The following is a 17,303-nucleotide window of genomic DNA, read 5'->3' as shown; positions in this document are numbered from 1 at the left end:
TTCATTCATTAAAAGTAACGGATGAAGTAAAGCCTCTATTTTTCATTTAATGATTTATTTATAGGCCATTTTTTTTGTCCGAAATTCAAAAATTGATCCAGGGTATAGTCTTTCGCTTCCGCGCTTGTCAGCTGATGCGACCAGGCCACCCGCTGGGTTGTCTCTGCACCGGGACCCTCGTTTTTAAATTCGGCATACCAGGCGCTTTGGTCGCGCTGGGTGCCCGACCAATTACTCCAGCCTTCGGGCAAAATATGGACGCCCAAGTGACACTCCACAAAGGCGACTTTGGCAAAATCACGCCAGGGCCGTCCCAGATACACCGCATCAACGCCTTCATCGGCGGTCAATTCACAGGCCAAAAACAAATAGCCATAAGGAATGTGTTCCTGCGTACTGGCGGCTGTTATGTAGGAGTTGCTCATGCTGTGAATCCGGCATTGGTAAAAAGCGGCCGTGGCTTCTCCAAAAATAAAATCGGTGGTGCCGCTTATGAAGCAGGCACTAAACAATTGTCGCGCCCCTTCACCGGCCGCATATACCGTGTCCTGATGTCCCAAAAACCGGCAATTCTCAAAATGGCAGCGATCCCCCTCCACGTGCAGCGCTACAGCCTGCCCCACAGGTCCCGCAGAATTCTCAATCGTGAGGTTCTTCATGGTAAAATCATTGGCCTCCACCTTTAGGGTGTAGGTATGGAAAGTACTGTTGCGTCCCAAGGCCAGTTTATCGAAATAATCTCCATAAGTAATGATGGTATTTTCTTGACTTTCACCAATCAAAGATAGCTTTGTATTCCAGGAATAGACCCGGACTTTTTCTTCGTAAACACCATTTCGGATAAAAATGGATATGGGCTCATCCGGAAAGGCTTTGGTGGCATCAATGGCAGATTGAATGCTCGTAAAATCACCGGACCCATCCTTGGCTACCGTATAATCGTAAGAAACCCCGGCTTTTAAGCATCCCGCAAAAGCCAGTCCCATCAGAAGGGCACTCAATGAGCTAAATCTTTTATTTAAATTCATAATCCTAACTATTTGTAATCAATTAGCCCTAAAAAAAACTTTATCTATTTGGCAGAAAAACACCCCGCTAAAACTGGCCTTTGATCGCTACATTCCGCCAAGAAACATCTAATATAGTCAATTTTGAAAAATCAGCCATGATACCTACTTTTGTTCATGTTCCCCGTTTATTGTTTTTCTTACAACCACCATCGCATGAAATCTATCCTCATCCTCCTGTTTGCAGCCATGATGGCGGTGTCCGTTTCCACACCCGCCCAAACCAACGAAGTGGATTCGCTGCTTCTGGTGCTGGATAAAGAATTAAAAAACAGAAACCTGTACACCCAACAAAGAGAGGCCAAAATTGCTTTTCTAAAGGGAACCCTGGCCGAAAGCAGCCATCGGGAAAACCGCTATGCCATTCATCAAAAACTCTTCCAGCCTACCAGCCTTTATTTGTGATTCGGCCATTCATTACCTCGAACGCAATTTGCAATTGGCCCAAAATCTTGAGGACATGGAAGCCTACCGGGATACAAAAATCAAGCTGGCCCACCTCCTGGCTTCCAGCGGCATGTATAAGGAGGCGGTGGATATCTTGGATTCCATACCTGAAGCGGCCCTCACCGAAGAGCTGAAAATTCAATTGTACCACGCCTATGATCATGTCTACGGGGAATTGGCTTTTTATTCCCGTTCGGAATGGCTCAAAAAAACCTATTACAAAATTGCCCGTCAATATAAGACCCAACTGTTTCAAAGACTCGACACCAGGTCAGACCTCTATCTGAGTATGCTGGAAACCAACTACCGTGATTCCGGCAATATTGACCTGGCGCTGAAAACCAACGATCAGAGGATGGCGTTGCTCACACCGGAAGATCAGGGGTATGCGGTGGTAGCCTTTCACCGCTCGCTGGACTATCAACAGCAAGGGGACCCTTTTTTAAGAAAAAAGTTTCTTATCCGCTCTGCCATTTCTGACACCCGCTCTGCCATTAAAGACAATGCCTCCATCACCTTGCTGGCCAATATTTTGTTTGAAGAAGGCGATCTCAAAAGGGCCTACAACTATATCCGCTACGCCATGGAGGATGCCAATTTCTATAATGCCAAACTCAGGAACGTTCAGATATCGGAAATCCAACCCATCATTGACCGCACCTATAACCTTCGAAATGAGCGCCAAAAACAGCAACTCCGCCTGTTTTTGGGAATATCCGTTCTTTTGTTCCTATTTTCCATGCTGACCCTTTGGATCATCTACAAACAAAAACGGAAACTGCAGAAAGCACACGCAAAGGTACAGGGATACAACGACCAGCTTGAACAACTCAACCAGGATCTGAAGGACGTCAACCACCGTTTAAAGCACCTCAACAGCAGTCTGGCTGAAGCCAACCATGTGAAGGAGGAATACATTGGTCTGTTTTTAAGCATTTGCTCCACCTACATTGACAAAATGGAGGACATGCGCAAAATGGTCAACCGGGAAATTACCAAAGGAAGGGTAGCAGAACTGCTGAGCTACACCAAATCGGGCAGCTTCATCGACAATGAGCTCAAGGAGTTTTACAACAACTTTGACAATACCTTTCTGCACATCTACCCCAACTTCGTCAAAGAGTTCAATAATCTCCTTCAACCTCAGGAGCGCATTGAACTGAAGCCGGGCGAGATGCTCAATACGGAACTAAGAATCTTTGCTCTGATCAGATTGGGCATTCCGGACAGTTCCAAAATTGCCGGCCTACTCCGTTACTCGGTCAACACCATTTATAATTACCGGGCCAAGATCAAAAATAAATCCATGGTACAGCGCGACGATTTTGAAAAATTAATCATGGAAATCAATGCACCCAATGTAGAAGAGACCAAAGACAGCCTTTAACTAAAGTGTTACTTTAACATTTTGGGCGAAAGGGTTCTTTGCGACCATTGATGGATCATTTCGGCGACAAATGACATTTTTAAACACTTTGGCTGTTTAAGACGATTCTTATTCCTTCCACTTTTTTTATCTCCTCCGGTTTTTATATAAGTCTGTTTTAAAGCCATTTGACGCCATTCCGGCCTCAACTTCATCCACTCTCCACCCATCCGGAATTGACGGGTACGGACAGGGCCGATATCTTTGATTTGTTAATTTTTGCAAAAACAATCAAACTCACTTCAAATGAAAAAGACAAATTCGATGAAACGTCAATGGATGTTTGCCTTGACCTTTTTGATGATGTTTCTGACCGGCCACAACCTGATGGCTCAGAATGTCACAATTGATGGTCAGGTCACCGACACCTCAGGCGAGCCCTTGCCTGGGGTAACTGTTTGGATTCAGGGCACCCAAACAGGTGCCATCACCAACCTCAATGGGGAATATACCATCGATGCCAACCCGGGAGATGTGTTGGTTTACTCCTTTATTGGTTATACCAATGAAGAAGTTGTTGTAGGTGACACCTCTACGATCAACATCGCCCTGACTTCAGATATGGTTGGTTTGGAGGAAGTGGTGGTCATTGGCTACGGCTCCGTTAAAAGAAAGGATGTGACCACGGCCATCTCCACGGTATCGACGGACGACCTGGACCAGCGACCCATTAACATGGTTTCGCAAGCCCTGCAGGGAAAGGCCGCAGGGGTCTCGGTGACCCGTCCCAACGGGGAACCGGGCGCTGGGATGGTGATCCGTGTGCGAGGAACCACCTCTTTTAACGGCAGCAACGACCCCTTATATGTGGTAGATGGCGTGCCCATGACCGATATCGCCTTTTTATCGGCCAACGACATTGAAAGCATTCAAATATTAAAGGATGCCTCGTCCGCGGCCATCTATGGTTCAAGGGCGGCCAACGGAGTGGTCATTATCACCACCAAATCAGGGTCGGTGGACAATGCCCGGATTACGCTGACGGCACATACCGGTGTGACACGACTGGCCAATGAGATTGAATCGCTCAAGGTGAATGAATACCGTGAATTGCTGAGCGACATGGGCTCTACCATTAATTTGCCCAACAATTTGAGCGACCAAACCGACTGGTATGAGGAAACCTACCAAAGCGCGCGAACAGAAAATTATCAGCTATCGGTTTCCAATGCCACCGACAAGCTAAGCTATTACATTTCGGGAGGTTACACCCAGGAAGAGGGCATCATCAATGTGGCCTTTTTTGAGAGATACAACTTCAAAGCCAACATTGACAACCAAATCAAACCCTGGTTAAACATCGGCGCCAATATTTCCTATTCGGACTATGCTTCCAACGGCATTATTTCGGGCCAGGGAGCCAACCGTGCCGGGGTGGTTTTATCGGTCATCAACACCCCCACTTATGCACCCATCTGGGATCCAGAAAACCCGGGGCAGTACAACAACCAATTCTACGGAGCCAACATCACGCATCCTGTAGAAAACATGTCGCGGAGCGAGGATAACAGGAACGGCAATAACCGTTTGATAGCTACAGGAAATGCTGAGATCACCTTTACGCCTGATTTATCCTTTAAATCGACCATGACCATGGATCGCAGCTACAACCATGCCACCACCTTTCTGGATCCGCTCAAAACGTCCTGGGGTCGCTCTCAGCATGGGGCGGCCAGCGACAACCGCTCACTGGGTACAGTCATGATTTTTGACAACATCCTGAACTACAACAGGGACCTCAACGCCCATAACTTCGATGTCATGTTGGGTAGTTCCGGCACCACCTCCAAATGGTCGCAAAGTTCCCAGGCCGTTACCCACTACAACGATGGCAGCATCCAGACCATCAATGCCGGTAACAAGTTGTCACAAGGCAACGGCACCTATGCCGCCAACTGGGCCATCATGTCTTATTTGGGTCGGGTGGCTTACAATTTCGACAGTAAATATCTCATATCGGTGAATATGCGGGCCGATGGCTCTTCCAAGTTGCACCCCGACCATCGCTGGGGCTATTTCCCCTCTGCGTCGGCCGCCTGGCGTTTATCCTCCGAACCTTTTTTACAAGATCTATTCTGGCTGGATGATTTAAAAATCAGAGGCGGCTGGGGTCAAACCGGCAACCAATCTGGTCTGGGCGATTATTCTTACCTGGAGCGATATGGCATTTCCCGTCAGAATTGGTGGGAACCCGGAAAAGAAAATGCTACAGTGACCCTCTATCAAAACAACCTGCGCAACACGGATCTGACCTGGGAAACCACCACCCAGTCGAACCTGGGTATTGATTTAACCATTCTCAGCAATCGGATCAATCTGAGCGCCGACTGGTACTACAAAAGCACCACCGACATGCTGATGAATGTTTCCCTTCCTTCGGGATCGGCCCAGGCCAGTTCAATTACACGGAACGAAGGAGAAATGACCAACACCGGTTTTGAGTTTATGGTCAACTCCCGCAATCTGACAGGCCCGTTTAGCTGGCAAACCGATTTCAACATTTCCTTCAACAGAAATGAGCTAAACAGCTTGTCGCTCACACAAATATATTATGACGCGCGCACCAGTGACAACCTCAATGAGTTTGTGGTTCGCAACGAGCCGGGCCGTTCTCTGGGTGGCTTCTATGGCTACATCAGCGATGGGGTGGATCCTGAATCAGGGGAATTGATGTACCGCGATTTCAACGAGGATGGCGTACTCTCCAGCTCTGACAGAACCTATATCGGGGACCCCAATCCGGATTTCACCTTTGGTTTAACCAATAACTTTGAATACAAAGGCCTGTCGCTGAACATTCTGCTGCAAGGCGCCTATGGGAACGACATCTTCAATGCCTCTCGCATTGAAACAGAAGGGATGTACGATGCCAAAAACCAGTCGCGCAAGGTATTAAACCGCTGGCGCATCCCTGGTCAACTGACCGATATGCCCAAGGCGGGTTACGACATGAAAGTCTCCTCCTATTTTGTGGAAGATGGCAGTTTCCTAAGGGTAAAAGACATTTCCCTGGCCTATAACTTTTCAGGCGGACGTCTCGAGAGATGGGGTATCAACCGTCTGCAACCCTACTTTACCGCCACCAACCTGCTTACTTTCACCAACTATTCCGGCATGGATCCGGAAGTGAATCAGTGGGGCAACAGCGGGGCCGTGCAAGGCATTGACTGGGGCACTATCCCCACACCAAATCCTTTGTACTGGGTGTCAAAGTTGAATTTTAAACAGCATAAAAAGTAAATCATGAAAAACAGATTCATATACCAACTCATCATCCTGGGACTGGTAGCTTTCACCACAGGCTGCTCACTGGATGAAGATCCGATTTCAGAATTTTCCGAAGTCATTGTCGGGTCCACCGACGATGAAGGCGACCGCATCAAGTACAAAAACCGGAGCGAAGTCCTGGCGGCTTACGAAGGACTCTACAACACCTTGAAGGACCGGCAGGAACACTGGTACCTCGATTACCTGATGCTGTCCGAAGTGCGCTCGGACAACGCCTATGCCGGCACCACGGGATCGGAAGTTGTGCCGGTTGAAAACAACTCCCTGGATGGCGGCAACAGTGTCATCAACCGGGACTGGAACAGCTATCTGGCCGATATTGCCAAGGCCAATGCCCTTATCACCAACATTGATTCGGTACCAGATGCCGCCTTCTCTGCCACTGAGCGTCGCCAATGGAAGGCCGAAGCCAAAATATTCAGAGCCATGGTGATGTTAGACATGGTGCGCTTTTGGGGAAACATCCCGGTGATTACCCGCGAAGCAGGTGACATCACAGCAGAAAACATAGAGGAGGTCTATCCCAACTATTTTCCGGCGCAAAAAACCGCAGAAGAAGCTTATGCGCAAATCGTAAAGGACCTGACTACCGCGATTCCCTATGCCCCGGCGAACAATGCCACCAACAAGACCAAACTCTCCAAATCAGTGGCCAGAGCCCTGTTGAGTAAGGTTTATGCCGAAAAACCCATGCAGGATCTGGATAAGGTGATCGCCTATGCCGATTCGGTGGTAGCAGATGGTTTCCTGCTGGTGGAGGACCTTTCCCTGTTATTTGGCATGAACGAAGCAGGCAACGATGTGAAAGCCCGCAACACTTCCGAATCCATTCTGGAAGTCCAGTATTTCACCGGTGGTGGCAACTGGGTGACCTGGATGTTTGGTCGCGACTTGTTGAATTACGACACGCAGTTCTCCTGGGCCAAGTGGGTGACACCTTCCCGCGACCTCATCGCGGCATATGAGGCAGAAGGCGATGAAATCCGTAAAAACCAATCCATCGTTTTTTACGAAACCACCTGGGCCAATTATTATCCATCGGACAATTATGCGTTTATGTATAAGCTACGCTCGGCCAACAGCAGCATCATCAAATTACGTCTGGCCGACATCCTCTTACTTAAAGCAGAAGCCCTGGTCAAAAAAGGAGGTGCTGCCAACTTAACCGCTGCAGCGGAGATCGTGGATCAGATCCGCCAAAGAGCGAACCTGAACGGACTGGAAGCCTCGGTCAAAGGCTCGCCCGAGCAGATGCTCGCTGCGGTTTTGAACGAGCGCCGACTGGAGCTGGCCTTTGAGGGCCAACGCTTGTTCGACCTCATCCGTAACAATCAGTTGCAAGAGGTCATGAACAGTCTGAATCAGCGCGACAGCGGTCGCCTTCCCCAAATACGCGCTTACAACGAATTTTCAGATTTGCTGCCCATTCCCCAAACGGTTCTGGACAACAATCCCAACCTGGTTCAGAACCCCGGATATTAAGCATACGTGTTCATGCATCCGGGAAACCATCCGGATGCTGACCATACCATCAAATAAAGAAAAAAACAATGAAGATAACTTTCAAATATACTTACCTGCTTTTGGGACTCAGCTTTTTGGTGACGGCCTGCGGCACCTCGGCCTGTGATTCAACGGAGAAAGACATCGATCCCGAACCCGTGCCAGAGGTCACCGACCAAGAGGTGTATGTATTGGTAACGACCAACAACCGGGCCTATGACCTGATGCGGAGTGATGTGGATTTTAGCAGCACTTCCAACATGTCGCCCAACACCATCACCCTTGAGGCAGACACCCAATTTCAGGAAATGGATGGCTTTGGGGCGGCGCTAACCGGCTCCTCTTGCTACAACCTGCTGCAGATGAGTCAGGCCGACCGTACCCAATTCCTCACGGAGACCTTTTCGCACGAAAAGGGTTACGGCTTCAGCTACATCCGCATTGCCATCGGTTGTTCCGATTTTTCACTCAGCGAATATACCTGTTGCGATACGCCTGGCATCGAAAACTTTGCCCTGCAAACGGAAGAGCTCGATTATGTGATCCCTATCCTGCACGAGATTCTGGAAATCAACCCGGATTTACAGATACTGGGATCGCCGTGGACCTCTCCCCAATGGATGAAGGTGAACAACCTGACCGATTTGCAGGCCTATAACTCCTGGACCAGCGGCCATCTCAATCCGGCCTACTACGAGGATTATGCCACTTACTTTGTGAAATGGATACAGGCATTTGCCGGTCATGGCATTCACATTGATGCCATCACCCCGCAGAACGAACCGCTTAACCGGGGCAATTCGGCTTCTTTGTTCATGGGTTGGGAAGAACAGCGCGATTTTGTAAAGAAGCTGGGACCTGCCCTGCAGGAGGCCGGTTTGCAGACCAAAATTTATGCCTTCGACCACAATTACAACTATGATAACATGGCCGATCAGGTGGACTACCCCGTAAAGATTTACAACGACGCAGAAGCCTCCCAATATCTGGCGGGTGCGGCCTACCACAATTATGGCGGGGATAAAGCGGAGCTGCTCGACATTCATGAAATGGCGCCGGACAAAGAATTGATCTTCACGGAGACCTCCATCGGCACCTGGAACAATGGTCGCGACTTAAGCACCCGCTTAATGGAGGACATGGCAGAAGTCGCCCTGGGAACGGTCAACAATTGGTGCAGAGGGGTCATTGTATGGAACCTGATGCTGGATTCGGAGCGGGGTCCCAACCGGATGGTGGCTGTCAGACCTGCTACGGGGCGGTCGACATTAACAGCTCGGACGACCAAAGCATCACCCGCAATTCCCACTATTACATCATCGCCCATCTGTCGGCCGTGGTGAAACCCGGTGCCTACAGAATCGGGACCAGTGGACTAAGGGTTCAGGGACTGACCTATTCGGCCTTTAAGAACAGTGACGGCACCCATGCTTTTGTGGCGCTGAATAACCGTGAGCAGGCGCAGTCGGTCACCCTGAGCGACGGAGATAACCATTTTTCGTATGAAATACCAGCCAAATCGGTGGCCTCCTTCAGATGGTAAGCATTGATAACAAACTTAAAAAAATCACCATGAAAAAATATCATTTATTTCTCATCAGTATCCTCTCACTCTCCCTGATTTTTGCTTGTAGTGATGAGGAAGAATCCCAGGGGCAACCCCAATTAACGGTCAGTGGCGTGCCTTCTACGGCTTATTTTGGCGACAGCCTGTCATTCAGCGCAGAGGTCAGCGATCTGGAGAATGTGCCGCTATCCACCCTGAAAGCACGCCTGTTCTTTGGCGATGATCTGGTATCAGAAACCGTTATCCGCACAAAGAGCGCGGGAAATTATTCAGGACAGCTATATATTCCCTTTTTACCCAACATTCCGGATGGAACAGCCACTTTAGAATTGGTGGCGCAGAACATTGAATTTGCCACCGAAATACAAAAATGGGAGCTTCCGGTGTCTCGTCCCGATTTCCCCCATCTGACCCTGGTCACAGCCGAGGGAGAATTCACTATGGAAAAAACAGGCCCCAACCAATATGCGGCCACGGAAAATTTCCCCCAAAAAGTAAAAGCGGTCATCAAAGCACCTGCTTTTGGCGACAGAGGTAATGATATCACCTTTGGCTGGCGCGAAGGGGCTGTGCAACACCATTCCGATACACAGATTCCTTTTTCCAATTCCAATGCCGGCGTCTACGCTATCTCTTTCAACACCTTGAATTACCAGGCGGCCCCCTTTATCGTTCTTCGGATGGCCGGCACGGAAATGGCCATGGTGGATGACAACAATTATAAAATTGAAAAGGAACTGGAACAAGATGCTGCCATTTCCATTGAAGGCTTTAGTGATTTGGACGACTGGTGGATAGATCCCGATTTTATGGAAGCCAACGAGGACGGCACCTTTGCCTTTGTGCCCTCCAGCGGCAAATACCGGGTGACGGCCAACTTCGAGCATAAATACTTTATTTTTGAAGTGATGTCGGGTAACGATTTGGCCACTTTGCAAGCCGATGGTTCTGGTGCCCTATGGATTATCGGAGAGGACATTGGTAAGCCTTCCCTGGCCAATACCACAGGATGGAATCCCGGTAAAGCCATATGCTTTGCGCCCGTAGCGCCAAAAATTTACCAGGTAACACTGGTAGGAGGCCAAAACATTAACACCTCTTCCATCAACTTCAAGTTTTTCCATCAGAAAAATTGGGGTGGCGAATACACCAACAACTCCCTAACAACCGAAAGCGATCTGATCTTCGTTGGAGATGGCGAAAATGGTCGCGATCCCGGCAACCTGGGTCTGGCAGAAGGTGTGACCCTGGAGACTGGAAAAACTTACATTTTAAAAGTGGATATTACAGCAGGCAGAGACAACGCCGTCCTGACCGTTACAGCAGAATAGTTTTTTCACACCTGACAGGCAGTATGCAGGTAGTCCGGAAACCCTTCCGGAACTACCTGCATACTCAATTTATTTTAGAAGCAGCGCCTGACCAGAAAGCCTCGATGACCATTTGATCCAAAATAATTTGAGGAAGGACCAAAATTAATTCATAAATTTCTGTTGGTTAGGACCATGGCAGTCGTGACGATAGACAGATAAACTTAAACAGAAACAAACAACAATTATGAAGCATTTACTGATAACCATAATAATGGGATGTGCGGGATGGATGCTGCCGCTGGCAGCGCAGGAGCTCCCGGTCTATCTGGATGATACCCAGGCCCTGGAAGCAAGAGTGGACGACGCGCTGTCGCGCCTCACCACCGAAGAGAAAGTGGCGCTGCTCCATGCCCAGTCAAAATTCAGCTCGGCCGGTGTGGCGCGTCTGGGTATTCCAGAAGTCTGGATGACCGACGGTCCCCACGGCATTCGGCCGGAAGTCCTTTGGGACGAGTGGTCACAGGCGGAATGGACCAACGACTCCTGCATCGCCTTTCCGGCCTTGACAGCCCTGGCCGCTACCTGGAATGTGGAGATGGGCAGAAAATATGGCGTGGCCATTGGTGAAGAGGCCCGCTACCGAAACAAAACGGTGCTTTTGGGCCCCGGCGTCAACATTTACCGCACACCCCTCAACGGCCGCAATTTTGAATACATGGGCGAAGACCCTTTCCTGGCCTCCAAAATGGTGGTGCCCTACATTCAAGGGGTGCAATCCAACGGGGTAGCTGCCTGTGTGAAACATTTTGCGGTGAACAATCAGGAGACCGACCGCGGTTCGGTGGATGTTCAGGTGGATGAACGTACCCTCCGGGAAATTTACCTGCCTGCTTTTAAGGCAGCTGTTCAGGAAGGCAAGGCCTGGGCCATTATGGGTGCCTACAACAAATTCAGGGGCGAACACTGCTGTCACAACGACTACCTCCTCAACCAAATCCTACGCGAAGAGTGGGGTTTCGACGGTGTGGTCGTATCAGATTGGGGCGGTGTGCACGATACCCGCGAGGCCATTTACAAAGGCCTGGACATGGAATTTGGCTCATGGACCGACGGCCTCTCCTGGGGGGCCAGCAATGCCTACGACAATTACTACCTGGCACAGCCCTATCTGAAGCTGATCGCTTCGGGCGAGGTAGGTACTGAGGAACTGGACGAGAAAGCTAAAAATGTGCTGCGCCTGATCTTCCGCACGGAAATGGACCGCAGCCGTCCCTTCGGTTCTTTTGCCACCGAGGCCCACGGAAAAGCGGCCCGTGAAATAGCGCAGGAAGGCATTGTTTTGCTAAAGAACGATGACCACATCCTGCCCATCGATCCGGCCAAAACCAAAAAAATAGCCGTTATTGGCGAAAATGCCATTAAAATGATGACCGTGGGCGGTGGTAGTTCTTCGCTTAAAGCCAAGTATGAGATATCACCGTTGGATGGTCTGCGTCAGCGCCTGGAACCCGATGTGGAAGTGGTGTATGCCCGTGGTTACGTGGGAGATGTGGGCGGCAGCTACAACAATGTATCCACCGGCCAGGATTTGACGGACGATCGCTCCGAAGCGGAGATGATGGCGGAAGCCCTTGCCGTAGCCAAAACGGCCGATTATGTGATTTTCTTTGGCGGACTCAACAAAAGTGAACATCAGGACAGCGAAGGGGCCGATCGTTTGAGCATGGATCTGCCCTACAACCAGGACGCCCTGATCGCTGAACTGGCTAAAGTTAATGAGACTTCGTTGTGGTGAACATATCTGGCAATGCCGTCACCATGCCTTGGATCAACCAAACACCGGCGGTTGTCCAAAGCTGGTATCTGGGATCGGAAACGGGTACCGCTCTGGCCGCCATTCTGGTGGGCGACGTGAACCCTTCCGGCAAACTACCTTTTTCCTATCCGGTAAAGCTGTCCGACAATTCGGCACATGCCGTGGGGGACTATCCCGGCACAGACGGTGTGGTGAAATACAAGGAGGGCCTTTTGGTGGGATACAGGTGGCACGATGAAAAGAACATTGAGCCGCTCTTTAGTTTTGGGCATGGCTTAAGCTATACAACCTTCCAGTATGGAAAGGCCGCGCTCAGCAGCAACGCCTTGTCGGCTGACGGACAACTCATCTGTTCCGTTGAAGTGACCAACACCGGACGACGAGCCGGGAGTGAAATCGTTCAGCTCTATATCGCGGATAAAAAATCCTCCCTGCCACGACCGGTGAAGGAACTGAAAGGATTTAAAAAAGTGAAGCTTGAGCCTGGCGAAACGGTCACTGTTGAATTTACCATTGACGCGTCTCTGCTGCAATTCTATGATGATCAAATGGCGCAGTGGGTGGCAGAACCCGGAAAATTTGACGCCATCATTGGTGCATCTGCTACCGACATTAAGACTTCCGCTTCCTTCTCTTTAAAATAAGGAATATTCTATTGGAAAAGCCCCGTTGTGAAATCAAAACGGGGCTTTTTTGTTTTACCCCCTCCATCCTAGGCCTACCCCATCGCTCATATCACAATCTGGTGGAATAACACCTGTGAAATCCCCAAAACTTTACCGGCTTGTTAAGGTTTATTTTGATTATTAAGTCCTTTGGCAAAAAGATTTCCCCTAAATTTGTGGATTCTAAACCAAACAAGACTGAGGCATGGAACTTTTCACTCAACCCTATTTCGCACTATTCGTCATTATTTGCATCGGATTTATCATCGGGAACATAAAAATTGCCGGCGTTTCACTGGATATCTCGGCCATTATTTTTGTGGCCCTCTTTTTTGGCCATCACGGGGTAGTGATTCCCCCCATCATTGGCACCCTTGGGCTGATCCTTTTCATTTACACCATTGGCATGCAGGCCGGACCCGGTTTTTTTGATTCCTTTCGTAAGCAAGGCCGGGCGCTCATGGTTCTCACCACCATTGTCATTGTTTCCGCCTCGCTCATCACCTTCATCGCCTTTTACTATACGGGTATCGAAATGCCGGTGGCCATCGGATTGCTAACGGGAGCACTCACCAGTACGCCGGGCCTGGCAGCTGCCATCGACGCCACCGACTCTCCCCTGATTTCTATCGGTTACGGTATTGCCTACCCCTTTGGCGTTATCGGCGTTATTTTGTTTGTGCGCCTTTACCCCAAAATTACCCGGGCCAATGTCAAAGCTGCGGAAGACGAATACGAAAAAGAGAGCCACTCGGGCTTTCCCGATATCCTTAGCCGCACTTTTCAGGTGGACAATGAGGCCATTCTCAATAAATCCATCAAAGAGCTGAAGATACGCTCCATGACCGGTGCGGTCATTTCCCGCATCCTCCACGAGGGGGAATCCGTCATCCCGGCACCGGCTGCGTCTTAAGCAAGGGCGATCTGGTCAAGGCGGTCGGCACCAAGGATGCACTGGAAAAGATCAAGCTGCTGATTGGACACGAGACCGATGAAGATATCCCCCTGCACAAGTCCTATGAGGTCCAATCCGTATTGGTCACCAACAAAGAAGCAGTTAACAAACCATTGGGCAGTTTCAACCTATGGCTCAACTATCAGGCGACGGTAACCCGCGTGCGCCGAAGCGGTATCGACATTACCCCCTCTCCTTCCATGCGTTTGCAAATGGGTGATAAGGTGATGGTGGCTAGCAGCAAGGAAAACATGAAGCAGGTTTTCAGCTTTTTTGGGAACAACGATAAAAAATTGTCCGATACCGATTTCTTCCCCATAGCCATTGGGATTGTTTTAGGTATTCTCTTTGGCAATCTTTCCCTGACTTTTGGCAATGGGGATGCCTTTACTTTTAACCCGGGACTGACCGGTGGCGTTTTGCTGGTGGGCATGATATTGAGCCGCATTGGACGCACCGGCCCCATTATCTGGAGCATGTCGGGTGCCGCCACCCAGTTGTTACGCCAGGTGGGCCTGATGTTCTTTTTGGTGGAAGTGGGTACCAAGGCAGGTGCCAACATGGTGGAAACCTTCGAACTCTATGGCTATAACCTGTTTATCATCGGTGGATTAATCACCATTGTCCCCATGTTTTTAGCCGTTGTTGCCTCTCACTTTTTCAAGAAAATGAATTTCTTGTCGCTCATGGGCACCATCACCGGTGCCATGACCAGTACGCCGGGACTGGCGGCTGCTTCACCGATGACCGACACCAATGCGCCGGCCGTGGCCTATGCCACGGTTTACCCGGTGGCCATGGTGCTATTGATTGTCTGTGTTCAAATTTTGGCGGCCTTTGGCTAATGCCCGGGACTTTTAACCATAAAATCTTCCTATGCTCCATCGGTTTAAATGGACCATAGCGGTCCTCGCGGGATTAATCCTTCTGTTTTTCCTTCTGCCGGTGATCCGCTTCCCATCTGATTATGCCACGGTGCTGACCGACCGCCACCACCATTTACTCGGCGCCCATATTGCCCGGGATGAGCAGTGGCGTTTCCCGCCCGGCGATTCGGTGCCGGACAAATTTACAAAGGCTCTTCTTCTGTTCGAGGACGAGTACTTCTTTCAACATCCGGGTATCAACCCCGTGTCACTGCTGAGGGCCTCCTGGTCCAACCTCAAAAGCAGACGCATCGTCAGCGGCGGCAGCACCCTGACCATGCAAGTGGTGCGACTGGCCCGTCCGGCTCCCCGAAACCTGCTGCATAAAACCAAGGAGATGGTGCTGGCCCTGCGACTGGAGGCGGCACTCAGTAAGGATTCCCTGTTGGCCGTTTATGCGGCCCATGCGCCCTTCGGGGGCAACACGGTGGGACTGGAAGCGGCTGCCTGGCGCTATTTTAACCGTCCGCCACATCAGCTCACCTGGGCAGAAACGGCGTTGTTGGCCGTTTTGCCCAATGCTCCAGCCTTGATGCATCCGGGTAGAAGTCGCGACCAACTCCTGAAAAAACGCAATACCCTGCTGCAAAAAATTCATACCAGAGGCCACCTGTCGCCGCTGGAGCTGCAACTGGCTTTATTGGAACCCTTGCCCGAAGCGCCCGGCCCCATGCCCCATCTGGCGCCCCATTTACTGGATCGACAAATTGTCCGTAACCCCGGCGTACAGCAACAACTGACCATTGATACGGATTTACAGCGACTGGCCGCCCAGGTCGTAGAGCGCCACAGCCGTCGATTACAAAGCAATGAGATTTACAATGCCGCCGCCCTCATCGCCTCTGTAGAAACTGGAGAAGTGCTCGCTTATGTGGGCAACAGTCAGGGGCCGCATAAAGACAAGGGCTATCAGGTAGATATCATCCGTTCGCCCAGAAGTTCGGGCAGCGTGCTCAAACCCTTTCTTTATGCCTTTGCCCTCAAGGATGGACAAATTCTGCCTGCCACTCTGCTACCGGACATTCCCACTTATTACCGGGGCTTTACCCCCCAGAATTATCAGCGGCAGTTCGACGGGGCCGTACCGGCCCATCAGGCCTTATCGCGCTCCCTGAACATACCCTTTGTCCGCTTGCTCAACGATTACGACGGCAGCCGCTTCATCAAAAACCTGCATGAGACCGGTTTTACCACCATCCACCAACCCTATTCCCACTATGGCTTGAGCCTCATTCTGGGCGGTTGTGAAACCACTCTGTGGGATTTGGCAGGCAGTTATGCCTCCCTGAGCCGGACACTGCAGCATTACGTGAACGAGAACAGCCGTTACCGCCTGGGCGACTTTCGGCCCTTGCAGCTGGAAAAGCAGGAAACCCCTAAAAAACCGGACCTCCTCCTTCCCTACCCGACAGTGCTCAACGCGTCCTCCATCTATTTTACGCTCAAGGCCATGACCGGTGTGCAGCGCCCGCCGGAGGAATCGGGATGGGAACACTTCTCCTCTTCCCGACAGATGGCCTGGAAGACGGGCACGAGCTATGGCTTCAGAGATGCTTGGGCGGTGGGTGTAACGCCGGAGTATGTAATCGCCGTTTGGGCCGGCAATGCCTCCGGCGAGGGTCGTCCCGGCATTGTTGGCGGTCTGGCGGCCGGTCCGCTCCTCTTTGAGCTATTTGGCCTGCTTCCGCCCACTTCTCCCTTGGCGATTCCTTATGACGACCTCCTGCAAATCCCGGTCTGTGCCCAATCGGGATACCGGGCCGGTCCCCACTGCACGCCAGTCGAACAGCAGTTCATCCCCATCACCACCAAAAAACCGCCCCCTGTCCCTACCACCAACTGGTACATTTAACGGCCAACGGTCTGTACCGGAGTAGCCTTGCCCAGGAACCTGCCGGCACCCTCCTCTCCAAAAGCTTTTTCATCCTTCCGCCGGTCATGGAATGGTATTACCGTCGCTTTCACCCGGAATATCCGACACTGCCCCCTCTTAAACCGGGAATGGAAAACACGGACACCGGACCCACCATGGACCTGATCTATCCACCCGCCCACACCACCGTTTTGTGCCCCGCAACCTGAGCGGAGAGCGCTCGCGCATCGTCATCAGTGCGGTTCACCGCCAGGAAAATGCCGCCATTCACTGGCATCTGAACGGACAGTATCTGGGACGCACCCAACAAAATCATGACATGGAGATTCTGCCGCATCCGGGACCCAATACGCTCACCTTGATTGATGAAGCCGGTCAGCGCCTGGTAAGAAGCTTCCGGGGTGCAGAAGAACCCAACAGGGAACATTAGGCCTTAATCCTAAACATTAATTCATTA

Annotated in this window: 14 protein-coding genes; 13 read left to right on the top strand and 1 reads right to left on the bottom strand. The window is 50.7% G+C overall.

Annotated elements, in window-relative coordinates; genetic code table 11:
• Nucleotides 1-35: 35 nt before the first annotated feature.
• A complete protein-coding gene (locus JCM15548_RS08050; RefSeq protein WP_157482537.1) occupies nucleotides 36-1,028 on the bottom strand; it encodes a pectinesterase family protein in 993 nt (330 codons plus the stop codon).
• 195 nt (nucleotides 1,029-1,223) lie between these two features.
• On the opposite strand from JCM15548_RS08050, the gene JCM15548_RS08045 reads away from it, so the two are divergent.
• From JCM15548_RS08045 to JCM15548_RS23375, 13 genes are all read left to right on the top strand, one after another.
• Entirely contained in the window at nucleotides 1,224-1,472 is a 249-nt protein-coding gene (locus JCM15548_RS08045; RefSeq protein WP_157482534.1) for a hypothetical protein, read from the top strand.
• Entirely contained in the window at nucleotides 1,426-2,901 is a 1,476-nt protein-coding gene (susR, locus tag JCM15548_RS08040; RefSeq protein WP_062124159.1) for a SusR family glycan utilization regulator, read from the top strand. The genes JCM15548_RS08045 and susR overlap by 47 nt, the downstream gene beginning before the upstream one ends.
• 285 nt (nucleotides 2,902-3,186) lie before the next feature.
• Nucleotides 3,187-6,180, top strand: a complete 2,994-nt coding sequence (locus JCM15548_RS08030; protein WP_227625590.1) for a SusC/RagA family TonB-linked outer membrane protein — start codon at nucleotides 3,187-3,189, stop codon at nucleotides 6,178-6,180.
• Nucleotides 6,181-6,183: 3 nt separating this feature from the next.
• The gene (locus tag JCM15548_RS08025; protein WP_062124155.1) at nucleotides 6,184-7,710 is read left to right on the top strand and encodes a RagB/SusD family nutrient uptake outer membrane protein; all 1,527 of its coding nucleotides are present in this window, start codon (nucleotides 6,184-6,186) and stop codon (nucleotides 7,708-7,710) included.
• 68 nt (nucleotides 7,711-7,778) lie between these two features.
• Nucleotides 7,779-9,074, top strand: coding sequence for a glycoside hydrolase family 30 protein (locus JCM15548_RS08020; RefSeq protein ID WP_227625589.1), 1,296 nt, complete (start codon nucleotides 7,779-7,781; stop codon nucleotides 9,072-9,074).
• On the top strand, nucleotides 9,068-9,274 hold the full coding sequence (locus JCM15548_RS23395; RefSeq protein WP_227625588.1) for a glycoside hydrolase family 30 beta sandwich domain-containing protein: 207 nt from the start codon (nucleotides 9,068-9,070) through the stop codon (nucleotides 9,272-9,274). The genes JCM15548_RS08020 and JCM15548_RS23395 overlap by 7 nt, the downstream gene beginning before the upstream one ends.
• Before the next feature lie 29 nt (nucleotides 9,275-9,303).
• Nucleotides 9,304-10,629, top strand: coding sequence for a DUF5125 domain-containing protein (locus JCM15548_RS08015; RefSeq protein WP_062124266.1), 1,326 nt, complete (start codon nucleotides 9,304-9,306; stop codon nucleotides 10,627-10,629).
• Between the two features lie 226 nt (nucleotides 10,630-10,855).
• A complete protein-coding gene (locus tag JCM15548_RS08010; protein ID WP_262486945.1) occupies nucleotides 10,856-12,406 on the top strand; it encodes a glycoside hydrolase family 3 N-terminal domain-containing protein in 1,551 nt (516 codons plus the stop codon).
• Nucleotides 12,400-13,071: a fibronectin type III-like domain-contianing protein gene (locus JCM15548_RS25220; protein ID WP_262486944.1), complete on the top strand. Its 672-nt coding sequence runs from the start codon at nucleotides 12,400-12,402 to the stop codon at nucleotides 13,069-13,071. The genes JCM15548_RS08010 and JCM15548_RS25220 overlap by 7 nt, the downstream gene beginning before the upstream one ends.
• A gap of 226 nt (nucleotides 13,072-13,297) precedes the next feature.
• On the top strand, nucleotides 13,298-14,005 hold the full coding sequence (locus JCM15548_RS23385) for an aspartate-alanine antiporter-like transporter (RefSeq protein WP_227625587.1): 708 nt from the start codon (nucleotides 13,298-13,300) through the stop codon (nucleotides 14,003-14,005).
• A gap of 155 nt (nucleotides 14,006-14,160) precedes the next feature.
• Nucleotides 14,161-14,892 (top strand): aspartate-alanine antiporter-like transporter, encoded by a 732-nt coding sequence (locus JCM15548_RS23380; protein WP_262486942.1) that lies wholly within the window; start codon nucleotides 14,161-14,163, stop codon nucleotides 14,890-14,892.
• A 31-nt stretch (nucleotides 14,893-14,923) separates the two neighbouring features.
• Entirely contained in the window at nucleotides 14,924-16,825 is a 1,902-nt protein-coding gene (gene pbpC / locus JCM15548_RS08000) for a penicillin-binding protein 1C (protein WP_227625585.1), read from the top strand.
• Between the two features lie 214 nt (nucleotides 16,826-17,039).
• A complete protein-coding gene (locus JCM15548_RS23375; protein ID WP_227625584.1) occupies nucleotides 17,040-17,276 on the top strand; it encodes a hypothetical protein in 237 nt (78 codons plus the stop codon).
• The last annotated feature ends 27 nt before the right edge of the window (nucleotides 17,277-17,303 follow it).

Source organism: Geofilum rubicundum JCM 15548, from assembly GCF_000974365.1.
GTDB lineage: Bacteria > Bacteroidota > Bacteroidia > Bacteroidales > Marinilabiliaceae > Geofilum > Geofilum rubicundum.
This window is presented reverse-complemented; position numbering and strand designations above follow the sequence as displayed.

Bases quoted from the DNA above. Each gene is read 5' to 3' on its own strand.
- JCM15548_RS08030 (WP_227625590.1), top strand. From the start codon at position 3,187: ATGAAAAAGACAAATTCGATGAAACGTCAATGGATGTTTGCCTTGACC.
- JCM15548_RS23385 (WP_227625587.1), top strand. From the start codon at position 13,298: ATGGAACTTTTCACTCAACCCTATTTCGCACTATTCGTCATTATTTGC.
- pbpC (WP_227625585.1), top strand. From the start codon at position 14,924: ATGCTCCATCGGTTTAAATGGACCATAGCGGTCCTCGCGGGATTAATC.
- susR (WP_062124159.1), top strand. From the start codon at position 1,426: ATGCCATTCATCAAAAACTCTTCCAGCCTACCAGCCTTTATTTGTGAT.
- JCM15548_RS08045 (WP_157482534.1), top strand. From the start codon at position 1,224: ATGAAATCTATCCTCATCCTCCTGTTTGCAGCCATGATGGCGGTGTCC.
- JCM15548_RS08015 (WP_062124266.1), top strand. From the start codon at position 9,304: ATGAAAAAATATCATTTATTTCTCATCAGTATCCTCTCACTCTCCCTG.
- JCM15548_RS08010 (WP_262486945.1), top strand. From the start codon at position 10,856: ATGAAGCATTTACTGATAACCATAATAATGGGATGTGCGGGATGGATG.
- JCM15548_RS08050 (WP_157482537.1), bottom strand. From the start codon at position 1,028: ATGAATTTAAATAAAAGATTTAGCTCATTGAGTGCCCTTCTGATGGGA.
- JCM15548_RS08020 (WP_227625589.1), top strand. From the start codon at position 7,779: ATGAAGATAACTTTCAAATATACTTACCTGCTTTTGGGACTCAGCTTT.
- JCM15548_RS08025 (WP_062124155.1), top strand. From the start codon at position 6,184: ATGAAAAACAGATTCATATACCAACTCATCATCCTGGGACTGGTAGCT.